Origin of the sequence: Dapis purpurea BLCC-M126 (assembly GCF_050015975.1) — a bacterium.
Lineage (GTDB): Bacteria > Cyanobacteriota > Cyanobacteriia > Cyanobacteriales > Microcoleaceae > Trichodesmium.
Map to the genome: position 1 here is coordinate 1 of NZ_JBNHER010000085.1, position 24,738 is coordinate 24,738.

Sequence of the window (24,738 nt, forward strand, 5' to 3'; positions counted from 1 at the left end):
TTTTAACCAGAGGTAATTATCAATTATCCATTATCAATTATCAATTAATGAATTACAGCAATTTTTTTATGGGTATACCACAGAAGAGACCTTCCATGGAACGTACCTACTGTGGTTTTGATTGTGATGTAAGGTTATCAATCTGAAAAGCGCTGTAATTTAGGTTTTTCTTCCTTTGGAAGTATTGAAGTTCCTACTATAATAATCGTACTGGCCTAGCGAGAAAGCAAATATACCTGTTTATCTATTTCTATAGGACAGCTTCGATTTTAACTTATGAGGTAACATGACTACTTTTTTTGTCATTAATACCAATCAATAATCAAGATTAACCTAATTTTAGAGGAAGACTATGCAATCAACAACTACTCAATTAGATACCTCAAATATGGATATACCAAAACATGGTTTACCAGTAACAATAATTTCGGGTTTTCTAGGGAGTGGTAAAACTACTTTACTTAACCATATATTGCAAAATCAACAGGGTGTAAAAACTGCTGTTTTGGTAAATGAATTTGGAGAAATTGGCATTGATAATGAATTAATTGTTTCTACTGATGCAGATGACACAATGGTGGAACTTACTAATGGTTGTGTTTGCTGTACTATTAATGATGATTTGAAAAATGCAGTTTATCAAATTTTAGAAAGACAAGACAAAATTGATTATATGGTAGTAGAAACTACTGGTTTAGCTGACCCATTGCCAGTGGCTTTAACTTTTTTAGGAACTGAGTTACGGGATATGACTCGCCTAGATTCAATTATTACTTTGGTAGATGCTGCTAACTATAGTCTTGATTTATTTAATAGTCAAGCAGCATATAGTCAAATTGTCTATGGTGATATTATTTTGTTGAATAAAACTGACTTGGTAAATGAAGCTGATTTAGATTCATTGGAAGTGAAAATTAGGGATCTTAAAAAAGATGCTAGAATTATTAGAACTAGGGAATCGCAAGCAGCTTTACCGTTAATTCTAAGTGTGGGTTTGTTTGAGTCGGATAAGTATTTTGACGAAATAGAAGCTTATAAACATGACCATGGCCATGACCATGAGCATGACCATGAACATGAAAATCATCACGACCATGAGCATGACCATGAACATGAAAATCATCATGACCATGAGCATGACCATGAACATGAAAATCATCATGACCATAAGCATGACCATGAGCATCATCACCATCACGACCATGAACATCATCACCATCATTCTAACCACTTAGAAAATGATGGATTTACTTCTATTTCTTTCCAAAGTGATAAGCCTTTTTCTCTTAAGAAATTTCAAGGTTTTTTGGATAATGAATTACCTGCAAATGTGTTTAGAGCTAAGGGTATTTTATGGTTTCAAGAAAGCTCTTTACGACATATATTTCATTTAAGTGGTAAGCGGTTTAGTATTGTTGATGATGATCAGTGGAAAGATAATCATAAAAATCAGTTGGTTTTGATTGGTCAAAACTTAGAACATGAAAAGTTGCGATCGCAATTAGAAGACTGTGTTATTAATTAATAATTATTAATTAATAATTATTAATTTGCCTTGTATAAATGCCGGATGATTTTAATAGTTTTGTGGAATGGGCATCTTGCGTTCTTGATATTTTCCATATTTTCGGACAGACAGGATGCCGATCCCACTTAATATTCATCCCTTAATTCAGCAACATCTACTAATTAATTGGTCAAAATATAGCACTCAGCACTCAGAAATTAGCAAATCTTTGAAAGCTGAATGCTGAACTCTAAAAGCTGATAACTAATAACTGATAACTGAAAAAGCTGATAACTGAAATGCGAGTTGTTATCCAAAGAGTTAATTTTTCTCAGGTAAAAGTAAATGGAGAAATTGTCGGCAAAATTGGCAAAGGATTAAATTTGCTTGTTGGTATTGCCACGAATGATACAGAAAATGAAATAAATTGGATGGTGCGTAAATGTTTAGATATGCGTTTATTTCCTGACCAAGATAGTGATAATAACCGTTGGGAAAAATCTGTCAAAGATATAGATGGTGAATTATTAATAGTTAGTCAATTTACTCTTTATGGAGACTGTCGTAAAGGTCGTCGCCCATCTTTTGATAATTCCGCATCTCCTAAAGTTGCTAAAGAAATTTATCATCTATTTGTAGAGCAATTAAAATTGAGTGGTTTAAAAGTAGAAACTGGTATTTTTGGAGCCATGATGCAAGTTGAAATTGATAATGATGGTCCGGTAACTTTATTATTAGAAAGAGAAGCTATTAATTAATGGATAATTGATAATGGATAATTACCTCTGATTAAAACCGTAAGGGAATTGAATATAAGGAAATATACTAGCATTTTTTTGTCTTGAAATAGAAGGCTTGATACCTTTATTTTTCGGTAATAAATTATTCTGATAAGTTAAGAATATAGTAACTATGTCAAATAGGGAAAAGAAAAAAAGGGAGTAACCTGATATATAACCTGATAATTAGCATATAAGCATTTCCTGGGAAATACTTACATTACTATAAATAAAATTTCTGGTTTGACGAACTAAGATATAGGTATTTCCACACTATTCTTGCTCAATATCTAGGACACAATTAATGTTATACTTAAATAAGTAATTGTATTGCGCAATGAACAGATATCAGATTGATATCATAATTGTCATTTTATAGGGTTCCAGCCTGTAAAATTTTAGTTAATATAATATTTAGAGTTTTAAAAAAGGAAAACTATGGGATTCTTTGATTCAGAAGTAGTTCAACAAGAAGCCAAAAAATTATTTGAGGATTATCAATCCTTAATTAACCTAGGAAGTGATTACGGCAAATTTGACCGAGAAGGTAAAAAGATGTATATCGATCAAATGGAAGCTATGATGGAGAGATATCGTATTTTTATGAAGCGATTTGAATTATCGGAAGATTTCATGGCTCAAATGACTATGGAACAACTCAAAACTCAGTTAAATCAATTCGGTATTACTCCTCAACAAATGTTCGATCAAATGCATATAACTTTAGAAAGAATGAAATCAGAATTGCAAAAGCAGTCCTGATTTAATCAAGATAAATAACCGCTTATTAATTGCAATTTAATATGCTCGGCAAACCAGAAAAAAAAGTTGAGAAGAAACCTGCTTACTTTCTTGATTAAATCTTGAGAAAGAAGCAATTTTCTTCTACTCATAATGTTTATTTAGGGTTTGCTGCAAAATTCCTAAGTGTGAGGACAGAAAACAGGGAAAAATTTGCGCTATTTCAACCTCATTACTTTACTACTATTACTTCAAGAAGTGAATTACTGCTTGATAGCATCAAAGCTTATTTATTTAGCTTTTTGAATCTTTAATATTTATCAAAAGCTTGAACTATCAAAGTTTCAAATTTATTCACCATACTACCTTTCCCAACTCTTTCTGTACCTAACGCCAAACAGTTGCTAACTTAGCAATATTTTTTGAAACTGGCATAATATAACTCTACAAAGTCAACCCCTACGTTATATATATTTTTTGGCGTTGCTGAAACACGGTATGAAATCCCTAAATTTATAATGTGTAAATCAGACCTATTTCCCCTCATTCCTGGCGCAGAAAAATCTCATTTTTAGCTTCTAACTCCTGACCCCCTAAAAATCATAGATTTATTCAACAACGCCATTTTTTGGGGATAATCTACACAACTATCGCAAGACTTTAAATTCTTGGCTAGACAAGTTTCTAATTTTGTTATTTTGGGTCAGATACTATAAGTTATATTATGTGCCCCCTTCGGGGGAGCTACGCTAACGGTTAAATAGTTATTATAATTACAGTTCGTAGTAGGGCTTCAGCCCTATCTACAGTTCGGGCTGAAGCCCTAATACAAACCATATACTTTATTATTAGTGATTATCCGAACATGATATTATAGCAGTTTTCATTAAAATAGAGTATAGAGATTTTGGCTTAAAGAGACTTATGCTGAGGGCAGAAGTTTTGTAGTCAACATGAGTGAAAACCACTATAATTCCTTAATTTAATAATTCTGAATTCTACATTCTAAATTCTACATTCATAAACAGAAGTTTTGTAGTCAACATTAGTGAAAACCTCTATAATTTTCCGTCTTACAATAAACATAATGGTGAAAATATTTAGTCCCTGCAATGTTTTGACTACAGGCTAAAACCTTTGGATTCACTTCCCTCCAGCCATTAAAACTGGCTGGTTTCCAACTTACTAAAAAAATCTGATGAGAAATTACGGCCTATCAAACTTATATGCCGGAGGAAAATATTCTTTACGCATACCACTCATGGCTTGGTTCATAAAATCACGCCAGATAGGTGCAACAGTAGTTCCCCCAGTAGCTCCATAGTTGAGTGGTCGGTAATCATCATTACCTACCCAAACAGCAGTTGATAACTGAGGAGTATAACCAACAAACCAAACATCTCTTTCCGAAGAAGTCGTACCAGTTTTTCCAGCAGCTTGACGACTTATTTTCGCCCTAGTAGCCGTACCTCGTTCAATTACCCCCACTAATACACTATTAAGTGATGCTACAGCCCACTGATTCAGAACCAATTTAGGTTTAGGAGTATTGTCCAACAAAACATTTCCACTGGTATCTGTCACCTGGACAATAAAGGTTGTATCAGAATGCCAACCATTATTAGCAAAAGTAGCATAAGCACCCGCCATCTCCAGAGGTGTCAAATCGACAGAACCCAGTGGTAAAGAAATTACAGGTTCCATCGGACTTTTAATTCCCAAAATACGACAAATCTCAATTACCTTATTAAGCCCGACAGACTGACCAATTTTCACAGCAGGTATATTCAGAGAAGACTGCAAAGCCTTACGAATACTAACTGCTCCAGAATATCCACCGCCATAATTTCGAGGGGAGTATCTCTGATTACTACCATCTCGGTAACTAACAGGACTATCCATCACTACCGAAGATGGGGAAAATCTACCCGAAGCAAAAGCAGCATAGTAAACAAAAGGCTTAAACGCAGAGCCTGGTTGCCTACGAGCTTGAACAGCACGATTATACTGACTCGTCTTAAAATCTGCCCCACCAACCATTGCCTTGACAAAGTGGGTGCGTGGATCAACAGCTACCAATGCTAATTGACCTTTATCCCAACTCCGATAAAGCCCTCGGTAATATAATATTTGATGCCATTCAGTCACAGTTTTCTCGGCCATCCGTTGGAAGTTCATATCAATAGTAGTTTGTATCCGCATTCCTCCCTTCAGAACAGCATCTTTACCAAACCTCTCAGTTAATTCCTGAATAACTGCATTAGTAATATAAGGAAGTTTACTCTGACGAAAAGACGTCACTTTACCTACTAACAATGGTTGTTTGAGAGCTTCTGCTTCCTCCTCAGCAGTAATCCAATTTAGTTCTCGCATCCTGGCTAATACTGTGGCCTGACGCTGCTTAGACTTTTGGTAATTAATAAAAGGGCTATATTCCTCTGGTGCGGGAATCATACCTGCCATTAAGGCAGCTTCTGCCAAAGTTAAATCCTTAGAAGACTTATTAAAATAGCTTTTAGATGCAGTTTCAACTCCATATAGATTATGACCCCAGTAAATTTGGTTAAGGTATAATTCTAAAATCTCATTTTTTTCTAGAATTTGCTCCATTCTAATTGCCAAAACTGCTTCAGCTACTTTTCGACTAAGTTTGGCTGTGGGAGATAAAAACAAATTTTTCACCAACTGCATAGTTACAGTAGAACCTCCTTCAACAGTTCTACCCCGCTCCAAGTTGGCCACAAGAGCACGGATAATACCAATGGGATAAATCCCCAAGTGATTGTAGAAGTTACTATCCTCGATCGCCAGAACTGCTCGTTTTAAGTCTGGAGAAATTTGGTTTAGAGGTATTACTTCTCGGTTGGCCTCGTCATGGAGACTTGCCAGAGGTCTACCTTTGATATCGTATATATGAGTTGTTTCTGAAGGTGTATAATTTTTTAGTACCCTTACATCTGGCAGATTACGGAAGCTGATGGCTAAACCTACCAATCCGCCAGCAACTAATGAGCTAGTCAGCATGGTAATGCCTAATACTGTACCTGCTGTAACTTTACTGACAGATTGAACAAACTCGAATACTGGTGCAGGTTCAGAGTTGTTTTTTTTAGTTTGCTTGTTTGGGAGAGCGTTGGTTGACACTTTGATTTAACTTCCTTAACTAGATTTGGTGATTTTTGATCTTAAGTAATTAGACTTCTGACAGAAGTAAGTCAACAGTCAAAAGGGGAGTAGTAATAAGTTGATGATTTCTATACTGTAATTTATTTGACTTTTCCTTGGGCAAGAGGTTTATTATTGGGGTTTAATATGTAATTTAAGAGGTTTGCTTATTGTATTCCTCAAGGGTATTACTAATAGTTATCATTTTTTGGTGAGATCGCTATAGCTAAGTGCTAATTGCTATATATCAATAAATTATGCTTAAATTGATGCCTGTGGAAAGTATGTACAAGAAAAATAAGGATTGATGATATTTGTAAATAATTTATGCTACTTTAGCACTCCTCATTATTAGTGGGCTGATCGAGGACAAAAATCTTCAGAGTAGCTAAACTTTTCCGATTTACTCACAAGCTTATTCATAACTTTCTCTACTAAATTTGACTAGATACTAGATATATAAATTCACTAATACTAAATAATGACTGATAAATTTACATGGCTACATCGTGGCATCAGTGAAATATTCCCAGATCAACCAGATTCTCAAGACCCTAATGAAAACTTAACCCAGAGGTTAAGCAAATCAGACCGTCCTTTGCGGGTTAAATTGGGAATAGACCCTACAGGAGCTGATATCCATTTAGGCCATAGTATCCCCGTTAGGAAACTCCGAGCATTTCAAGATGCTGGACATACAGCAGTATTAATCATAGGAGATTTTACCGCAAGAATTGGCGACCCGACTGGGAAATCTGAAGTCCGACGGCAGTTAACTTCTGAGCAAGTAAAGGAAAATGCCAAAACTTATTTAGAGCAAGTCCGGCCAATATTGGATTTTGACACACCAGGCCGACTAGAGATTCGCTACAACTCAGAATGGCTGTCTAAACTAGATTTGGCAAATATTCTAGAACTTTTGGCAACTATGACTGTGGGACAGATGTTGGCGAAGGAAGGTTTTGCTCTTCGTTATCAACAGGAAAATCCTATCTATATCCATGAGTTTCTCTATCCCCTAATGCAAGGTTATGATTCTGTGGCTGTGGATGCTGATGTGGAATTGGGCGGTACTGACCAAAAGTTTAATATTGCGGTGGGGCGAGATTTACAACGTCATTTTGGTAAGAAGACTCAGTTTGGTCTGTTAATGCCGATTTTGTTGGGGACTGATGGGTTGCAGAAAATGTCTAAGTCTCTAGGAAATTATGTGGGTTTATCGGAAGACCCTTTGACTATGTATTCTAAGCTTGAGAAAATTCCTGATGACCAGGTAGAAAAGTATTTTGAACTCTTGACAAATTTACCTCTTGATGAGTTGCCGGAGAATCCTCGCGAAAGACAAAAATTGTTGGGTTTGGATATTGTGTCTCAGTATCACAGTCAAGAAGCTGCTTTGTCAGCTCAAGAAACGGCTGTGAAAATGGTACTTGAGGGAGATATGAGTCAAACTGAGGCAGTGCCAGAATTTTCTTTGGCTTCTGTGGAGTTTCCAGCCAAGTTGTTTTATATTGTTAGCGCTAGTGGTTTGTGTAAGAGTAGTTCTGAAGCTAGGAAAAAAATTGCTGGGGGAGCTGTACGTTTGGATGACGACCGTATTTCAGATCAGAATTTGACTTTTGATTCTCCGGCAGACCTTGATGGTAAGGTTTTACGGGTAGGTAAGAAAAATTTTGTCCGCTTGGTCAAAAATTAAGCAATACTTTTGCTCAGACTCAAGGTCAGAAAAAAAGGAAAATTTATAGGTGAAAATTACTCAAAACTATAACGTCTTAGTTTGATGTTTGACACCAGAGAAATAAACAACTGGGAATTTATTATACTGAATGCCTAGTACCGCTACGCGGAAGTCAGAATTCAGAATTCAGAATTTAGAAGTTTTGATTGGTAAGGCTTTGAGTATTTTGTCACTGGTCACTTATTTCCGTCATCCTGCACTAGACTCATAGTCGGAAAAAATCCCTAGAAAAAAATTCTGACTCAGATGGAAGGAAAATCTCTAGGTGGCAATTATTCAAAACTATAATGTCTTAGTTATCTGTTTGAGTGCTGAAAAATAGACAACTGGGAATTTCTCATACTTTTACTTAGACCCAAAGTTGGGAAAAATCAGTAGAGAGAAATTCTGGCTCAGAGGGAAGGAAAATCTCTAGTGCCGCTACGCGGAAGTCAACAGTCAACACTCAAAAGTATTCCTTGGTAATGCTTTTATGATTTTTTAACTGGTCAGTTATTTCCGCCATCCTGCACTAGGTGGAAATTACTCTAAACTATAACGTTTTAGTTATTTGTCTGACTGCTGAAAAATAGACAATACTAAAAAATATTACTTATATAGTGTAGTGAAAGTGATGAGTATTGATAAAATTATTGTTCCGTTAGATGTTCCGACTGAGGCAGCAGCGATCGCCTTGATAGACAAATTACCGGAAATAATCTGGTGGAAGGTTGGTCTAGAATTGTTTGTGAGTTGTGGCCCTCAGATTCTCTCAATTCTTAAACAACGTCAGAAAAGAATTTTTCTAGATCTAAAGTTCCATGATATCCCTAATACTGTTGCTGGAGCTTGTCAGTCTGCTGCTAGTTATGGTGTTGATTTACTAACTATCCATGCTACTGCCGGTAGAGTAGCTTTGACTAGAGCACAAGAAGCTGTTGTGGAAGGGGCGAAAGCTACAGGGGAAAAGCCACCAAGGTTAATAGCTATTACTATTTTGACGAGTTTAACATCTCGTGATGTAGCTTTTGACCTAAAAATTCCTTTGGAGTTGCCAGAATATGCTTTGCAGATGGCATTATTGGCTCAGGAATCTGGCTTAAGTGGGGCGGTTTGTTCTCCTCAAGAGGTGGAACAGTTGAGGCGGGTTTGTGGAGATGATTTTGTGTTAGTTTGTCCAGGAGTGAGGCCAACTTGGGCAGAAGCAGGAGACCAGAAGCGATCGCTTACTCCTAGTAAGGCCATTCAAGCTGGTGCTGATTATCTTGTGATTGGCCGACCTATTACTGCTGCTGCTGACCCAAAAGAGGCTTTGGAACGTATTTGTCAGGAAATTGAATAAAATTAGAAAGAGGGGAGTTTAGTGTTCAGTTATCAGTTACCAGTACCTCTAGTTGAATTTAGAGGCTTAAAATTGGTATGAGGTTAAATAGTTGAAAATTTTGATTTGTAAATTCTTTGGAAAAATTACTGAACAGTAAATTATTTTCATACATGATAACTTTCAGGGAAATATTAATATGACAATCCTAGAGCCGAATGTTATTTTTTTTGAAAATATTTATTTCTACAATCATGATTATTAGTACAGTTAGTAACAATTTATTTTTACCTAGTTCTATATTTGTTAGTATCAACAATCAAATAATTGTTAGAAGTAGAAAACCTAGACGACCTAGAAGACAAATAAAAGAAGAAATAAAATCTACTGAAACACCGAAAAAAAAATCTACTTGCCCTGAAAATTCTGATAATTTAGAAATTCTAGTGGCAGCCTTAATGTTAGATTTACCTAGTTATGTTAATCGAGAAATTCAACGCGATCGCCAGCCAAGTAAGGATTATTTAAAAAGGAATATAGTTATTGCAGGTCGTCCTGAGTTTGAACCTTTACCGATGGATTATACGCCTTTTATACAGGAGGATATTAATCAAATTTTTCTCACAACTTTAGAAAGACAATATCGAGATAGTCAGGTAGTAGAGTTACAACAATTTCATTGGTTATTTGTGAGGCAAAATCAGACACAATGGGAATTAGTTAATATGTTTTCTATAGAAGAAAGTTTACCAGAAAATATACCGCCTCAACCAAAAAATAGCAGTAATGGAGTATTTGCTAAAGGTATTAGAGCTTGGTTAAAAGGATGTTATTTTCAGGAAAAAGGAAAAAATTAGAATTCAGAATTGATAGGATAGTGAGGTAGAGTTCTAAGATTAATCTTTTTTCCCTACTCCCTAAAGTCCTAAAATTTTGTACCTCATCAACTCCAAAACTGCTGCAATTTGATTTTCACGGGAAAATTAAGGTTTCAAGCCTCTCCTGAGCAAAGAAAAAATTTCCTTTTAACCAATCCTCTTTTTTTTAAGAAGAGGTAATGATTAATGATTAATTATTGAATTTTGGCTCACAACAGTTTTCACAAATGTAGACTACAAAACTTCTTCGTTCTTACTTATTCGTTTAAACCAAAATCTCTGTACTCTATATTAATGAAAAATGTTATAACTATGGTTATTTTAAAAGTAAAAGTTAAACCAAATTCTCAACAACAAAGTGTTCAAACTGAATCAGACGGCAGTTTGAAAATATGTTTGAAATCTCCTCCGGTGGATGGTAAAGCTAATCAAGAATTAATTAAACTTTTGGCAAAAAAGTTTAATGTGAAAAAATCAGAAATTACGATTAAATCTGGTTTATCTTCAAAAAATAAATTGATTGAAATTTATCTGCCAGAAACTTAGCTAATCAGCATTTACCTGTCAGCTAGTCTTTTACAGAATAACTGCGTTATCAGCCATTATTTATTAATTAATTATCTTTAGAGAAAGAATTATAGCTTGTTGATTAAATCTAAAAGAATTTACAGATAAAGGTAAGTGCCTTTTTAGAGTCAAAAAAAGTGCAACTTTTTAAGCTTGAACGACCAAAAAGTTAGGATTTTAGGCTGACAATAGCTAAAAAATTAAGGGATATTCTATCAGACTACCTCCTCTCAATTCCCCATTTATCCTGACTCCTGACTCTTACCACTCATACTTTTTCAGCAAACCCGAATTAGTATTTAGAGACTGACTAACAATTAGAATTAAAAGCAAATATAATAGCTACTTATACTATTTCTCAAAAATCTTGCTATATATGATTGGACGAGGAAGTGTGGGGAGTAGTGATAATAATTACTAACTAACTAATAATTGTCAAAAAAGACTTTAAATCTTGGTAACTTATGAGCTGTTGAAGTCTCACCGAAGTATAGCATTAATGCATGTTCAAGAATTAAGAATTTAGAATTAAGAATTTAGAATTACCTCTCCTTGAAAAGAAGAGGATTGACGAACAGGAAAATTTTTATTTATTATCCCCTTTTAAGGGGAGGCTTTAAACCACAATATTTCGGTAACTGGTATTAGTTAATTTGATCGGTGCTTGATTCATTCAAAAGTAGCAGAGCTAACCGCTAATAGCTAAATGCTTACTTGAAGATATTAGGACTTACGCAGAGACAATGTATGTAGCGCTAAAAACTATAACGTTATAGTTTTGGAACTCTATATATAGTACCTTTGCCTAAGTCCCGAAATATAATATTATCTTTCTTTAATTAAAAGACTGTGTTCAAAAATCTATAGAATTATTATCACCTTGAAGCTCTTCTAATTTTTGCTTAACTGCCTGAATATCTTGCCACATTAACCACTTTGGTTTACCAGGTTCCCTAGAAGGGTTACGCAAAAGATAAGCTGGATGAAAAATAGGCATACAAAGTCGCCCCTCCCACTCCATCCATTGACCCCGAATTTTAGTAATACCTCGCTTATCACCAGTCAAAGCTTTAACTGCTGTTGCTCCAGTTAGGAGAATAATTTTCGGGTTGACAAGACGTATTTGCTCTAATAAGTAGGGTTTACAAGCTTCTATCTCTTTGAGAGTAGGAGTCCGGTTTTCTGGTGGCCGACATCTAATAGCATTAGATATATAAACGTGGCGATCGCTACTCAGTTCCACAGACTCCAAAATTTTATCGAGCAGTTGCCCAGATCTACCCACAAATGGTAAACCTTGTTCATCTTCATTTTGACCGGGTGCTTCCCCAATAATCATAATTTCTGCCTGGGGGTTGCCTCTACCAATAACAGCGTTAGTCCGGTTTTCTCCTAGTTCACATCTATTACATTGGTTACAATGAACAGCTATTTGCTCCATTGTTTGATATGTTTCTGATGGAATAGGAATCTTAGCATCTGTGGGAATGAGGCTAGAGTCGGAGTCAGAATCTACCTCTGATTCTGATGAGTCATCATTGTTTGACCATTCAAAGAGGCTGAGTTGTTTTTCACTAGACATAATTTTGGATAATGGATAATGGATAATTGATAATGGATAATTGATAATGAACAATTATCTCTGAAAATGCTAACTTTTTGAGCTTGAGCGACCGAAAAGCTAGTACTTTTTTGGCACTAAAAAGACTAAAGCCTTTGTATTTCAATGCTTTGAGAACTCATCAGCAAGCCATAATTATCCATTATCCATTGACTCCTACCCTAGCTCATAGGACTTTTTTAGCAAGCCCTAATTAGAGGTAGTTTTCATTATTAATTATCCATTATCCATTATTCATTATTATGTCATCTATCCATATTTTTCGCGATCGCACTGATGCCGGAAAAAAGTTGGCCGAAGTTATTTTTTCCGACTTTTGCCATAAAAAGTTAACAACAGATTGGGAACTAAAGCCCATTGTCTATGCTCTACCAAGAGGAGGGTTGCCAGTAGCAGTACCAGTTGCTCGTCGGTTAGGGTGTCCATTAAGTGTGGTGGTGGCGAAGAAAATTACTTTACCATCTAATCCAGAATTAGCACTCGGTGCTGTAACGGCAAATGGTTGTTTAGTTTGGTCAAAGCAGAAACCACGGAGTTTACGAGTTCAATACGCTCTGATTGAAAAAGCACAACAAAGAGCTTTATCTCAATTAGAAAAGCTGAGTTTGGGAAAACCTGAAATTAGTTCTCTAGATAGGTTAGTGATTTTGGTTGATGATGGAATAGCTACAGGAATGACGATGGTAGCTGCACTTAAGTCTATTCAGTTACAGAAACCTCATGCTGTTTGGATATGTGTGCCAGTTGCTCCTCCAGAGTTGCTTCAAGATTTGAGGGATTGTTGCGATCGCTTAATTGTGTTGGAGACTCCTCACCCGTTTCTGAATGTGAGTCGATTTTATAGTAAATTTACTCAAGTGGAGACTGAGGTTGCTTTGGCTTGTTTACAGCAACAGGCAGAGTGGTTATAGTCAGTTATCAGTTATCAGTTATCAGTAATGAAAGTTTTTGTTTGTAGTATTGCTTGAGCAATAAGATAGATAGGACTAGAGTAATAGTACGAGAGCTTCTAATTATAACTATTTTTTCAAAATTTGGTATGTAAGCATTGAGCAGTCAGCTATCAGCTATACTACTTTTAAAGGAGGGAAAAAACAATTGGGATAGTTCTAAGAATAAGCATAAAAATGTGGTAGAAGTTAAATGAATACTTGGCTTCATTTTTAAACCTTGCCCTTACAAGTCAAGTCTATAAAAAGCTGTTTGCGCAGCATTTTGTAGGAAAAGCTGACCGTTAATAGCTTAATGCTTACTTTAATATTAAAACAGGTTGCTCAATTTTACATATTAATTCTCAGTATTTATAGTTTTGCAGATTTAATTTGTTGAGGATAAAATTTTCAAGTAGGAATTAGAAATAAAAAACACTTTTGTGTTATCTTCATCCTTAGCTCAAGTATTAAAGTAAATTTTTTTTCTGTTATGGCACTAGGCAAAAGTGTTAATAAATTGGTAAAAGTTAAATCTTTTACATTAGTAACTTTTGACTTTAGCTGAATGCTGATAGCTGAGTGCTGAATGCTTAAATTTATACCTATTCTCGTAGAAAATAAAAAACAACATGACTAACAAAATAGAAACTGAAAATTTCATTCAAGACTTGGCAAAAGTAGCGGAAGTTCGTACTAAAGTCGCTGATAGTTTAGAAGAAATGTCTGAGACTTTAAAAGTAGCAGAATTAGCAGGTAAACAAACTTCTGGTGAGTTGGGTTTAGCAAGAGAAATAGAGGATATTAAGGTTGCTGGGAAAAATCTCCGAGAGGGTGTATTTCGATTAATGGTTTTGGGAGATATGAAGCGAGGCAAAAGCACTTTTTTAAATGCTTTAATTGGTGAAAATATTCTTCCTAGTGATGTTAATCCTTGTACGGCTTTATTAACTATTTTGCGTTATGGAAGGGAGAAAAAAGTAACGGTTTATTTTAATGATGGCAAAAGTCCTGAAGAGTTAGATTTTAAAATCTTTAAGAGCAATTATACAATCGATCCGGCAGAAGCGAAAAGATTAGAAAAGGAGAATAAACAAGCTTTTCCTGATGTTGATTATGCTGTGGTTGAATATCCTCTAGGACTATTAGAAAAAGGTATAGAAATTGTTGATAGTCCGGGATTGAATGATACTGAGGCGAGGAATGAATTATCTCTAGGATATATTAATAATTGTCATGCTATTTTATTTGTGATGAGGGCAACTCAACCTTGTACTTTGGGAGAACGTCGTTATTTAGAAAATTATATTAAAAATAGGGGTTTAAGTGTATTTTTTCTGATTAATGCTTTTGACCAAATTAGAGAAAGTTTAATTGACCCGGATGATGCAGAAGAATTAGAGTCAGCAGAAGAAAAAGTTAGAAAGGTTTTTCATGCTAATTTGGCTGAATATTGCATGATTGATGGTCAAGATATTTATCAAGAAAGGGTATTTGCAATATCTGCTTTACCTGCATTGCGAAGGCGGATAAAAGATAGTTTTGCTTCTTTAGAGGGAACAGGTTTTCCAGAGTTTATGGGTGCTTTGAATAATTTTTTAACTAAGGAAAGAGCAGTTCAAGAATTTCGACAAGCTCAGACTTTAGCTAGTCAAGCTAATAGTCATGTTCGGGAGGCTATCGCTAGAAGAAAGCCTTTATTAGATGAGGATGTAAATGAGTTGAAAAGTAGGATTAATTCTGTGGAACCGGAGTTTAAAAAACTCACAGAAATTCGCGATCAATTCAAAGAAGAAATTAGAACTGTTCGGGATCAGAAAGCTAAAGTTGTGGCTAATTCTTTTCGGTCTTATGTCTTAAATTTAGGTGATACTTTCGAGGCTGACTTTTTGCATTATCAGCCAGATTTAAACTTTATGGATTTTCTGAATAAAGATAGACGAGAAGGATTTGAAGCAGAACTAAAAAAAGCATTTGAACAATATATTAATGATAAATTAGCTGCCTGGACAATAACTGTGGAAAGTGAAATGGATGCGGCATTTTTACAGTTATCAAGAATGGCAGCCTATTATGGTGCTTCTTACACTAAAGTTACAGATAAAATTACTGAAAAAATTACAGGGAAAAAAGTTAATTCTTTTAGCAGTTATGGTGAAGAAGATGACTCTCCCACTTGGGCAAAATGGGCGATGGGATTATTTTCTTTAGCCAGAGGAAATATTGCTGGAATGGCAATGGCTGGAGCTGGTTTTGACTGGAAAAATATTTTATTAAACTTGGTTACTGTGGCTGGAATAGGAACAATTATTGCTACAATAACTGGCATAACTTTAGGTCCGGTTGGTTTAGCATTATTAGGTTTAGGAGTGGGAGTAATGCAAGCCGATCAAGCAAAAAAACAGTTAGTTCAAGTAACTAAAAAAGAGTTAGTAAAACATTTACCTCAAGTTGCTCAAGAACAGTGGCAACCAGTCCATGATGCAATTAAAGAATGCTTTGATAGTTATGAGCAAGAAGTGAGTGAAAGGATAGATGATGATATTCAATCTCGGCAGAGTGAATTAGATAATTTAGTCAAGCAAAAAGAGGAACGAGAAATTAATCGTGGAGAAGAATTAGCTAGATTTCAGCAGTTAGAAACTGATGTATCATCTGAGTATCAAAAAATTGAGACTATCTATCATAATTTTGTAGGGGGTAGGGATTAGGAAGAAGGCAGTGTGGGGAGAAACTACAACCAGAGTAGTTGAATAACTGTCTTTTTTTAAAGTGATATAATATTAAATCTGGTACTATAGCGTTTCGCAAGGTCGTGAGGTAAAGTTATCTTTTTGTCTTTTTATTCCCTGTTCCCTGTTCCCTATTCCCTCAAACCTAAAATTTTGTACCTCACCCTTTTTGGGAATTGCTATATCAGTATAAAAAAGTAAAGTATAGAAACTGGGTTTCTATTAAATACCCTACCATATTAACATCTACCTCCCATAAACCCAGTTTCTTATAAAACTCTACCCACAAGCAGATTTGATATAACTAATAAATGTTAACTGACAACTGTTGACTGATAACTGAATTAAAATGCAGCAAAAAGAACATTACCAAAACCTAACAAATTATTTTAATTCTGCTCTAGGAATTTTAGAACTTGAGCCAGATTCTCAATTGAGAAAAGATGTAATTTCTATCTGTGAATATCTGGCAAACCCTTCTTTTAAAATTGCTGTTTTTGCTCCATTTAATTATGGTAAATCTACCCTCCTAAATGCTTTGTTAGGACAACGAACATTACCGATAGATCTCATTCCCACTACTGGAGCGGCAATTTATATCAAATATGGCAAAGAATTACAAACAAGAATTCAGTTGAAAGATGGTAGTATAATTAATGCCAATGGTACAGATATTCTCAAAGAATATGCTGTCCTAGACGATAACCGCCAAATGCGTGATGATGTAACTTCAGTAGAAGTTTATTGCCCTCATTCTTTTCTGGAAAGAGGGGTAGAATTTTTGGATTTACCAGGAACTAATGACAGGGAAGCTCAGAATATTTTAGTGCAGGAAAAATTGTTAACTGCTGATTTGGTGGTACAGGTTTTAGATGCTAGAAATTTGATGACTTTGGGTGAGCAAGAAAATCTCAGAGATTGGTTGGATGAAAGGGGTATTAAAACTGTGGTTTTTGTGGTTAATTTTATGAATTTGTTAGAAGCTGAGGAGCAAAAAGAAGTTTCAAATAGAATGCGCTTTGTGGCAGAAAGTTTTCGCTCTGAACTACCGGATAATATTAGTAATTTGTATCGGGTTGATGCTTTGCCTGCTTTGCGGGGGCGGTTAAAAGGTGATGTTTCTGTGGCACAAACAGCTGGTTTAGCATCTTTTGAATCTGCTTTACAAAGTATTGTTGAAGTTTATGGGGAAAAGACAAATATTCAGTTGTCTAGGGTACAGGCGATCGCTTCTCAGTTATGCCAAGTAATGAAGGCTAATGTTAAGGAAGTAACTCAAGAGTTAATTGCTATTCAAGAGCGGAAAAGTGAAAAATTTGAAATTCAAAAGCGGGCAGAAAAATTAATTAAAGAAGGTTTGCAAAGAAGTAGTTCAAATTTCCAAAGTTGGCTATATTTAACTAAGCTTTTGGAAAGGTATCAATTTGAATTAGCTATAGTTTTGGAACAGAGAACTTTCAATATTTGGGAGTCGGAAAAATTTCGACCAGAAGCTCTCAAATATAAACAAAAAATGACTGAGTGGGTTGATAAAGCTTGTGAGTTTTTTCAATCAGGAGAAACAGAAGAATTAATAATTACATTTCCTGAAGCTCCAAAAGTTTTTTTGCCATCCCCACCCCCATCAGAAACTAAAAAATTAGGTGGTATGAGAAATATAGCGATCGCCAGTGGAATAGGTTGGTTATTAGGAGGTCCGATGGGTGCTGCAGTTGTTGGTGGGGCAACCTATCTTTTGAGGGATAATAAACAGAATAAATCACAAAATTTAGCAAATTATAAGGAGCAAGTGAAACAAGCTTATGCGAATGCAGCTAGAGATTATTTAAGTCGTTTTAGCACTTTAACTTTAAAAGCAGTTGAGGAATATGAAGCAATAGCAGAAAAAGTCATTAAGCTTCCTGTCACTCAGCAGTCACCGGAGGTAATTAAGTTAAGAAATAAACTGCAGTTATTGAATAATTTATGTACAGAAATAAATCAAGAATTGGAATTTTTGGCTGGTTAAAAAGTGATATCAAATCCGGTTGAATACTTATTATATGGTTGGGGAGATGGGGGGATGGGGAGATGGGGAGATAGGGAGATGGGGAGATGGAGACCAACCCCTAACCACTCTCCGGTGGGGAATTTAGCGAGATATCTATTAAAGTATACGATTTTAGTTATCAGTTAATATTACCTCTTGCTGAAGTTATATCAAATCCGTTGGCTTCGGTGTTATAAGAAACCGGGTTTATGGGAGACAGATATCAGTATAGTGGGCATTTTATATAAACCCGGTTTCTCTGCTTTTTTATACCGATACTACCGGATTTGATATTACAGGCTCGAAATACTGAATCTAATATTTTTTTCATTTTCTTAAAAGGAGAGGCTTAAGACCATTTCTTAAAAACTTTTCTACATTTGATTGAGTAGGGGAGTAGGGGAGTTTTTAGGGACGTTGCATGCAACGTCCCTACTACGGGAGAAGAATAAATAAAGAAGAATTAACATTAAATTACCTAAAATCAGCAAAAAATTTATTCTACTAAAGTAATTACTTAATAACTGAAGTTTTAATCAAGAATAGCATTAATGCATGGGAATTGGTATAAGACCTTATTTTCTGGTCAAACTAATTTACGATCGCTTTAATATATACTTTCTGAAAAACCAAACAAATATACTGGCAGTTAAAATTATTGTTACTTTCAAGAGCAATGTACTTTCACAAATGAAAAAATTCTTAGGGAAAATTAATTCACATTCTTTTTTGGGATCATTACCGATAAAACTAAGAACAGCTACTCCAGTACCTACCACAGAAATTAATTCTTGAAAGTTCTGATCGTTCTTAGCTTTTTCTATTTCTACTTGGCTGCGGATAGCGTTGATATTACCTTCTAATAATAGCAATCCCTGGTCAAAATTTTGTAAATCTCGTGCGATTTGCAAAAGATATTTTTCGTTGGCTAATATACTGAAGTCTTCTAAAAATGAAATTGCCGTTTTATTTATAGTGACTTTTTCTGTAGCTTTTTTCTGGAGAGTTTCTAATCTTTTGTCGTAATTACTTAAATTTATTTCTATTGTGCCTTGTTGAAATTTTAAATTGTTTAGATTCTGGGTATAGTGGTTAATTATCGCCTGGAATTCACTCAGAACATCACTAATTTCTTCCAATTTATTAGATTGTCTCTTTCCTTCTATAGATTCAATTTTTGTCTGAATTTGACTAAATTGCTCTTTGATTTGAATGCTTAGAATGCGAGTTTGGCCGTAACCCCAAACGATTTTATGGTGAAAATAAAATAATCGCATCCAGTCTACATAAAATCCACTTAATTTGTTGAATGTTGCTTCGTCTGGATAAATAGCAATAACAATATGTTTAGTTTGAACAACAGTAAAAGTTTCTTTGTTTCCTACCTTTACCATATCTTGTTTTAAGGTATAGTCAGATTCTTCAAAAATTGTTGCTCCGATAAATTCACCTTTGCCATCAAATTCTATTTTTTTATCATTGGGAAAAATTGCTTTGTAACATTGTTTGGCAATTTTTTCTATTTCTTCTGGGGTTGTTTCTGAGGAATTGGGTAGGTAGGCAGATAACATCCAAGTCTGACCTAATGTAGGAGTATTTCCTCCTAATTTTTGTTCAATTTTTTCTCTTAATTCGGCAAAATATTCTGGTGTTTTTGTGGCGGGTTCAGCAACTTCTAATAATAGTCCATAACTATCTCCTAACCTTACTGGATAGTAATAACCATCTTCTCCAGAACTATTAGGATCTAAGAGAGCATAAGTAGATTTGAGTAGATGAATATATTCTACCTCTATACCTTGGTTGTTTTCTTGCCCGTCTTGTTTTAATTTTTCCTGAACAGTTGGATGGAATTTTTGATAAAAATATTGGCGTTTTTGTTCTATATCTTTTTCATCATCACCGAGGCTGTTTCTCAAGTCATAGAGAAATAAGTCAATGGTGGGATTAATAATATGAGTCATTTCAGTTATCAGTTAATAGTTATTAATATAGTCTATAAGTCGAAAAGTAATTATTGGTTAGTTAGGACAAATCGCTATTAAATTGTGTGAGTTGATAGAATTATCTGCGCCTAACCCACCCTAATAGACTGTTTCAGCTAAAATATTAGTTTATATTTGTTATGGCAACTAGAAGAAGTTATTTGTTAAAAATTTGCTATTTCAACATTTAAAATGAAACAATCCATTACTAGAGACTAGACTTCAAATTAATAATATCAACATTTAGTAGGTGCGGGTTCCAGTTCAAATTAATAATATCAACACTTGATTAGATTAACTTGAACTAGCTCCCGCTCTAATGACCTAATGAACAAAATTAGCTGCGTCAGTCCACTAAATAAAAGCTTAAAAAAAATGGGGAAACTGCTAATAGTTTATTTATTGTCTTAATCATTTTGACCAATTAAATTCAATAATTTATCAAACTTACCAATTTTTTTAACTGTTTCTGATGGCTCTGGTGATGAGATAATTTGGATAGCTGCATTGGTAATTTCATTGCTTTGAAAATCAGACTCATCCACATCAGGAATAGGACGTTCTAGGGGTTGATTTTCGTCAGTTGGGATAACTGCTGTCATTTCTTCAGTATTAGGAATTAAATTTTCCGGAATTTCATCAATTTCTTTTAGCTTAGAGTTAATACTTTGAAAAACTGTATTAAGAGATGGGTTATTATTAATTATTTCCATCAGGGTTGGTTCAATATCTTCTTCCCAGGCTGTAGGATCAAGGGATAATTGTTGACCAGCAAGATAAAGGTTTTCTTTTTCTTCTTCATTTAGGGGACTGTCTAACTCTTTGATTGCTAGTAACATGGATAATAAGAATTTGTTTGCTGAATCGTTCATTTTGTGTCTCCTTGATTTGTAGTTTATTTGTTCTGTAGTTTTAGATGACTTTAGTTATTGATCTTGATTATATTCTTGTTTAATATACCAATCTAATTTGAATTGTAAGATATTGTAAACTTTTAGGCAACAGGCAACAGGAAATAAGCAACAAACAATAAGCAATAGGCAACAAACAACAAGTCATAAACAGTTTTCCTACCTGACTTATGACTTCTGTATATCGCCAATTTGACGGCATCCTTACCTGACACCTGCCCTTACCAAAAGACTTTTTCTTTTAATCACTTGAAAAATACTTTTATTAATGGATAATGGATAATGGATAATGGATAATTACCTCTGGTTAAAAACATCAGATTGAATATAAGGAAATATCCTACCACTTTTCTCTTGGTCGATTGGATATGGCGTTCCCGTAGCGTCCCGTAGGGAACGGAAATCTCGCCATCCCATCCTAACGGAATGCTCCGCAAACGACCGCTTTTTCCCCTTGAAAGGGGAGGCTAATAAAGCTGAATTATTTAATTATTAATAATTACCTCTTCTGTAATAGAAGGATTGGCACTCAAGGAATTTTTTTCTCTTGAAATAGAAGGCTTTATACCTTAATTTTTCAGTAATTTTTTTCAGAATCATTCTAAATAATCAATATAATTAATAACTATGAACAGAGAAGCATTAGTCGTTGGAATTAATTCCTACCCATTTCTCAAAAAAAAGAAACCTGGAGATTTAAACCTCAAAGCACCCGTCAAAGATGCTGAAGCGATCGCCGAAATGTTAGAAAAATACGGCAAGTTTCATGTACAACGTTTACCTAAAACTTATAACGAAGAAGGTCAAGCTAGATTTGTTCCTAATGGTCTTGTCAAAGTTAATGACCTAGAAAAAAGGATTATTAATTTATTTAATCCTCCATCAAAAAATGAAGTTCCTGATGTGGCTTTACTCTTTTTTGCCGGACATGGTTATTTGAAAGAAAAAGGAGGAATTCAAGAAGGATTTTTAGCTACCAGTGATGCTCAAATCAAAAATGAGAAATATGGTATTTCTTTAAATTGGTTAAAACAATTATTAAAAAATAGTCCAGTCAAAACACAAATAGTTTGGTTAGACTGTTGTTTTAGCGGAGAATTTTTGAACTTTCAAGAGGCAGATCCTGGTACGGGAAAACAAGTAAGTCGTTGTTTTATTACTGCTGCTCGTTCCTTTGAAACAAGTGTGGAACAAATAGATGGAGAACAAGGTGTTTTTACGGCTAGATTACTCAAAGGTTTAAATCCAGAAAATTCTGTAGATGGTTGGGTAACTAACTATATATTGGCAGATTCTATTAAAAAGAATATGCTAGATACTGCTCAAGCTCCTGTATTTCATAATTCAGGAAATGCGATTATTTTAACTACGAATAGTCCAACTCAACCTATAGATGAACGTTGGAAAAATACTCCTCCTTATCGTGCTTTATCTTATTTCACTGAAAAGGAAGAAGATGCAGTATTTTTTCATGGCAGAACAAGACTAACAGACGAATTAATAGACAAAGTAAGAACCAATAATTTTGTCGCCATATTAGGAGCCTCGGGTAGTGGAAAATCATCCTTATTAAGAGCAGGTTTGTTATATCAATTGAAACGGGGGCAGAAAATATCCGGGAGTGATAGATGGCTTTATATTAATCCTTTTACTCCGACTTCAACTCCTCTGGAAAATCTGCAAGATGCAATTTCCGATCCCCCATTATCCCTCTTAGAAAGGGGGACTTTGAAGGCTCCCACAGCTACAGAGGACATTGAAGACTCCCCCCAGAAACAGAAGAGGGTTGAGGAAATTGAAGACTCTCACCTGAAAAAGGGAGAAACTCAAAGCTCCCCCCTGACACAGGAAGAAATTCCAAACTCCCCCCTTGGAAAGGGGGGCTGGGGGGGATCTAAAACTGCACCTCAGAAATCAAATAATCCCGATAATATAGAAGCAGAAAAACCAGAAAATTTAACAGCCAAATTAATCGAATTTATTCAGTCAGCAGAAGCCGAAAGAGTCATCATGGTAATCGACCAATTTGAAGAATCTTTTACCCTCTGTGAAACTCACGCAAAACGACAAGAATTTTTCGATTGCTTCCTGAAAGCTATAGAAAATGAAACTATTCAAAACAAACTTTGCCTAATCTTAGGAATGCGGGCAGATTTTCTCGACCAATGTTCAAAATATCCAGGTTTGGCAACTCAAATAAAAGAAAATCAATTATTAGTAACGCCTCTGGAAAAATCAGAAATAGAGGAGGCAATAAAAAAACCAGCCGAATTAGTAGGGATGGGAGTCGAACCAGGATTAGTTGCTCAAATGACGGAAGACTTTTTGCGTAATCCTGGAAGTTTACCTCTCCTCCAATATACTCTCGATGCACTTTGGAAAGATGCGACTCAAGGAGAAGAGAAAAGTAAATATTTAACTCTAAGAACTTATAGAAAGTTAGGTGGAATAAAAGGAACTTTGACTAAACGAGCAAATGAAGTATTTGAGAGTTTGAGTAAAGAGGAAAAATCTGTTGCCAAGAGAATATTTTTAGAATTAGTGCAGCCTGGAGAACAAACAGCTCATTCCGGAAAAATAACAGATACTCGGAGGCGAGTAATTTTAGAAAATTTGCCAAATGAACAACATAGTTTAGAACTCTTGTTAGAAGTAAGTAATAAATTAGCAGACCAAAATAATCGGTTAATAACTAAAGATAAGTCAGAAAAAGGAACATTATTAGATGTAATTCACGAAGAGTTAATTAGAAGTTGGGAAAAACTGAGGGAATGGGTAGAAGAATATCAAGAAGCTTTGCCATTAGAAAGAAAGATAGAAGCAGATGCTGCCGAGTGGAAAGAACAGGAAAAAAAAGATGATTGGTTATGGCGAGAAGGGCAGTTAATTAAGGCAGAAGAATATGTGACAAAATATGGAGATATGGGTTTATTGGATGGGGTAGGTTATGAATTTGTCAGAGCAAGTCAGGAGTTGAGAAAGCGTTGGGAAGTTGAAGAAAAAGAACGGAAAAAAAAGGAATTTGAACAAGAGCAAAAAGCTAGGAGGTTAGCTCAAAGACGGAATCAAATTTTGGGTGTTTCTTTGGTGTTTATGACTGGGGTATCTACCTATAGTTGGATACAACAAAGGATAGCAAAACATAATACTCAAGTATCCTTAGCTCGTCAGATGGAATCTCAAGCACAGGTATTGAGAAACGATAACCTTTATGGTAAAAGTGTTTTGCTGGGAGTCGAATCAATGAAAAGAGTTCAAGAATTAAAAAAATTGCCAGACTCTTGGTGGGGTAGAGTTGTCAAAAAATTCTCAGGCAGTCAGCTTTTAGATAGACCTCAGAATGAGGCAGATAGAGCTATCCGCAAGGGGCTAACTCAACTGCCAGATCATCTGCATACCCTCAACCACGAGGGCGAGGTATATGCAGTAGCTTTTAGCCCCGATGGCAAAACCATTGCTACTGCAAGTGATGACAAAACCGCCCGCCTCTGGGATGCTGAGACTGGTAAAGAATTAGCTACTCTCAACCACGATAACTGGGTAAATGCAGTAGCTTTTAGCTCCGATGGCAAAACCATTGCTACTGCAAGTGATGACAAAACCGCCCGCCTCTGGGATGCTGAGACTGGTAAAGAATTAGCTACTCTCAACCACGATAACTGGGTAAATGCAGTAGCTTTTAGCTCCGATGGCAAAACCATTGCTACTGCAAGTGATGACAAAACCGCCCGCCTCTGGGATGCTGAGACTGGTAAAGAATTAGCTACCCTCAACCACGATAACTGGGTAAGAGCAGTAGCATTTAGCTCCGATGGCAAAACCATTGCTACTGCAAGTAATGACAAAACCGCCCGCC

At 35.3% G+C, this 24,738-nt stretch carries 15 protein-coding genes; 11 read left to right on the plus strand and 4 right to left on the minus strand.

Annotated features, from left to right (window positions below):
* Positions 1–352 precede the first annotated feature (352 nt).
* The 3 genes from ACP6PL_RS08020 to ACP6PL_RS08030 all read left to right on the plus strand — a co-directional run bounded on the left by ACP6PL_RS08020 (position 353) and on the right by ACP6PL_RS08030 (position 3,048).
* Positions 353–1,525, plus strand: coding sequence for a CobW family GTP-binding protein (locus ACP6PL_RS08020; protein ID WP_426544334.1), 1,173 nt, complete (start codon positions 353–355; stop codon positions 1,523–1,525).
* 281 nt (positions 1,526–1,806) lie between these two features.
* Complete coding sequence (gene dtd, locus ACP6PL_RS08025) at positions 1,807–2,265, plus strand: D-aminoacyl-tRNA deacylase (protein ID WP_426544336.1); 459 nt, start codon at positions 1,807–1,809, stop codon at positions 2,263–2,265.
* Positions 2,266–2,724: 459 nt separating this feature from the next.
* The gene (locus ACP6PL_RS08030; protein ID WP_426544338.1) at positions 2,725–3,048 is read left to right on the plus strand and encodes a DUF1825 family protein; all 324 of its coding nucleotides are present in this window, start codon (positions 2,725–2,727) and stop codon (positions 3,046–3,048) included.
* Positions 3,049–4,233: 1,185 nt separating this feature from the next.
* Here ACP6PL_RS08030 and ACP6PL_RS08035 read toward each other — a convergent pair.
* On the minus strand, positions 4,234–6,171 hold the full coding sequence (locus tag ACP6PL_RS08035) for a transglycosylase domain-containing protein (protein WP_426544340.1): 1,938 nt from the start codon (positions 6,169–6,171) through the stop codon (positions 4,234–4,236).
* Positions 6,172–6,673: 502 nt separating this feature from the next.
* On the opposite strand from ACP6PL_RS08035, the gene tyrS reads away from it, so the two are divergent.
* From tyrS to ACP6PL_RS08055, 4 genes are all read left to right on the plus strand, one after another.
* Positions 6,674–7,888, plus strand: a complete 1,215-nt coding sequence (tyrS, locus tag ACP6PL_RS08040; RefSeq protein WP_426544342.1) for a tyrosine--tRNA ligase — start codon at positions 6,674–6,676, stop codon at positions 7,886–7,888.
* Between the two features lie 655 nt (positions 7,889–8,543).
* Positions 8,544–9,251: an orotidine-5'-phosphate decarboxylase gene (gene pyrF, locus ACP6PL_RS08045; RefSeq protein WP_426544344.1), complete on the plus strand. Its 708-nt coding sequence runs from the start codon at positions 8,544–8,546 to the stop codon at positions 9,249–9,251.
* A 233-nt stretch (positions 9,252–9,484) separates the two neighbouring features.
* On the plus strand, positions 9,485–10,087 hold the full coding sequence (locus ACP6PL_RS08050) for a hypothetical protein (RefSeq protein ID WP_426544346.1): 603 nt from the start codon (positions 9,485–9,487) through the stop codon (positions 10,085–10,087).
* A gap of 333 nt (positions 10,088–10,420) precedes the next feature.
* Positions 10,421–10,654 (plus strand): DUF167 domain-containing protein, encoded by a 234-nt coding sequence (locus ACP6PL_RS08055; RefSeq protein ID WP_426544348.1) that lies wholly within the window; start codon positions 10,421–10,423, stop codon positions 10,652–10,654.
* Between the two features lie 874 nt (positions 10,655–11,528).
* On the opposite strand, the gene ACP6PL_RS08060 is transcribed toward ACP6PL_RS08055, so the two are convergent.
* Positions 11,529–12,257: a uracil-DNA glycosylase gene (locus ACP6PL_RS08060; RefSeq protein WP_426544350.1), complete on the minus strand. Its 729-nt coding sequence runs from the start codon at positions 12,255–12,257 to the stop codon at positions 11,529–11,531.
* Positions 12,258–12,538: 281 nt separating this feature from the next.
* On the opposite strand from ACP6PL_RS08060, the gene ACP6PL_RS08065 reads away from it, so the two are divergent.
* The 3 genes from ACP6PL_RS08065 (at position 12,539) to ACP6PL_RS08075 (ending at position 17,965) form a co-directional block, all read left to right on the plus strand.
* The gene (locus tag ACP6PL_RS08065; protein ID WP_426544352.1) at positions 12,539–13,207 is read left to right on the plus strand and encodes a phosphoribosyltransferase; all 669 of its coding nucleotides are present in this window, start codon (positions 12,539–12,541) and stop codon (positions 13,205–13,207) included.
* A 650-nt stretch (positions 13,208–13,857) separates the two neighbouring features.
* Positions 13,858–15,936, plus strand: coding sequence for a dynamin family protein (locus ACP6PL_RS08070; protein ID WP_426544354.1), 2,079 nt, complete (start codon positions 13,858–13,860; stop codon positions 15,934–15,936).
* A 370-nt stretch (positions 15,937–16,306) separates the two neighbouring features.
* Positions 16,307–17,965 carry a dynamin family protein gene (locus ACP6PL_RS08075; RefSeq protein ID WP_426544356.1) on the plus strand — a complete coding sequence of 553 codons (1,659 nt, stop codon included), beginning with the start codon at positions 16,307–16,309 and terminating at the stop codon, positions 17,963–17,965.
* Between the two features lie 617 nt (positions 17,966–18,582).
* On the opposite strand, the gene ACP6PL_RS08080 is transcribed toward ACP6PL_RS08075, so the two are convergent.
* Positions 18,583–19,950: a hypothetical protein gene (locus ACP6PL_RS08080; protein ID WP_426544358.1), complete on the minus strand. Its 1,368-nt coding sequence runs from the start codon at positions 19,948–19,950 to the stop codon at positions 18,583–18,585.
* Between the two features lie 428 nt (positions 19,951–20,378).
* Positions 20,379–20,843, minus strand: coding sequence for a hypothetical protein (locus ACP6PL_RS08085; RefSeq protein WP_426544360.1), 465 nt, complete (start codon positions 20,841–20,843; stop codon positions 20,379–20,381).
* A gap of 666 nt (positions 20,844–21,509) precedes the next feature.
* Between ACP6PL_RS08085 and ACP6PL_RS08090 the strand changes: the two genes are divergently transcribed.
* Positions 21,510–24,738, plus strand: a 3,229-nt coding sequence (locus ACP6PL_RS08090) for an nSTAND1 domain-containing NTPase (RefSeq protein WP_426544362.1), incomplete at its 3' end; no start/stop codon positions are given.

Coding starts and splice junctions, on each gene's coding strand:
- ACP6PL_RS08030 (WP_426544338.1), top strand. CDS start 2,725: ATGGGATTCTTTGATTCAGAAGTAGTTCAACAAGAAGCCAAAAAATTA.
- ACP6PL_RS08050 (WP_426544346.1), top strand. CDS start 9,485: ATGATTATTAGTACAGTTAGTAACAATTTATTTTTACCTAGTTCTATA.
- ACP6PL_RS08080 (WP_426544358.1), bottom strand. CDS start 19,950: ATGACTCATATTATTAATCCCACCATTGACTTATTTCTCTATGACTTG.
- ACP6PL_RS08020 (WP_426544334.1), top strand. CDS start 353: ATGCAATCAACAACTACTCAATTAGATACCTCAAATATGGATATACCA.
- ACP6PL_RS08075 (WP_426544356.1), top strand. CDS start 16,307: ATGCAGCAAAAAGAACATTACCAAAACCTAACAAATTATTTTAATTCT.
- ACP6PL_RS08055 (WP_426544348.1), top strand. CDS start 10,421: ATGGTTATTTTAAAAGTAAAAGTTAAACCAAATTCTCAACAACAAAGT.
- tyrS (WP_426544342.1), top strand. CDS start 6,674: ATGACTGATAAATTTACATGGCTACATCGTGGCATCAGTGAAATATTC.
- ACP6PL_RS08085 (WP_426544360.1), bottom strand. CDS start 20,843: ATGAACGATTCAGCAAACAAATTCTTATTATCCATGTTACTAGCAATC.
- ACP6PL_RS08060 (WP_426544350.1), bottom strand. CDS start 12,257: ATGTCTAGTGAAAAACAACTCAGCCTCTTTGAATGGTCAAACAATGAT.
- pyrF (WP_426544344.1), top strand. CDS start 8,544: ATGAGTATTGATAAAATTATTGTTCCGTTAGATGTTCCGACTGAGGCA.
- ACP6PL_RS08070 (WP_426544354.1), top strand. CDS start 13,858: ATGACTAACAAAATAGAAACTGAAAATTTCATTCAAGACTTGGCAAAA.
- dtd (WP_426544336.1), top strand. CDS start 1,807: ATGCGAGTTGTTATCCAAAGAGTTAATTTTTCTCAGGTAAAAGTAAAT.
- ACP6PL_RS08065 (WP_426544352.1), top strand. CDS start 12,539: ATGTCATCTATCCATATTTTTCGCGATCGCACTGATGCCGGAAAAAAG.